The 744-nt window shown below is 67.5% G+C and carries 1 protein-coding gene; it reads right to left on the bottom strand.

Annotated features, from left to right (window positions below):
• The coding region (locus QM019_RS12665; RefSeq protein WP_282853304.1) for an IS3 family transposase at positions 1 to 744 on the bottom strand (744 nt) is incomplete at both ends.

Genomic DNA, 744 nt, shown 5'->3' with positions numbered 1-744 from the left:
CAGCGTAGTACGCGTCCTCGATCTCGATCGGGGTGCGCATGCCGAGTTCGCCGTGCAGGCGTTGATGGTTCCACCACCACACCCATTCGAGCGTCGCGAGCTCGACCTGCTCGACGGTCCTCCAGGGGCCGCGCTGGCGGATCAGCTCGGTCTTGTAGAGGTTGTTGACCGCCTCGGCGAGGGCGTTGTCATACGAGTCCCCGACGGTTCCCGTCGAGGGTGTTGCGCCAAGCTCGACGACCCGGTCGGTGTAGACCATCGACATGTAGTTCGAGCCGTGATCGGCGTGATGGATCAGCCCGTCCAGCGGGCCGTCCGCGCCCCAGGCGGCCATGTCCAGCGCTTGCAGCGGCAGCACCTCCGCGCGCAGCGTCGCCGCGACGTTCCAGCCCACGATCCGACGTGAATAGACGTCGGTGACGAACGCGACGTATGCGAAGCCCGCCCAGGTGGCCACATACGTGATGTCTGCAACCCAGAGTCGGCGCGGCGCGTCCGCACGGAACCGCCGCTGGACGAGGTCCCGCGGTAGGGCCTGCGCCTTGTCCGGCCTGGTCGTGAACACCTTCTTCGACTTGCGAACCCCACGCACTCCCGCGAGGCGCATGAGGCGCTCGGTCTGGTCGCGGCCGATGTCCCACCCCTGCCGTTTCAGGAGAGCATGCATCTTCCGCCGCCCGTAGACGCCGTAGTTCTCCGCATGCAGCCTGGCGACCTCGGGCACCAGCAGCTCGTCGCGCAGCT

The organism is Gulosibacter sediminis (assembly GCF_030011715.1).
GTDB classification, from domain to species: Bacteria; Actinomycetota; Actinomycetes; order Actinomycetales; family Microbacteriaceae; genus Gulosibacter; species Gulosibacter sediminis.
The sequence above is the reverse complement of the archived record's forward strand: the minus strand, read 5'-3'. Positions and strand labels throughout refer to the sequence as shown.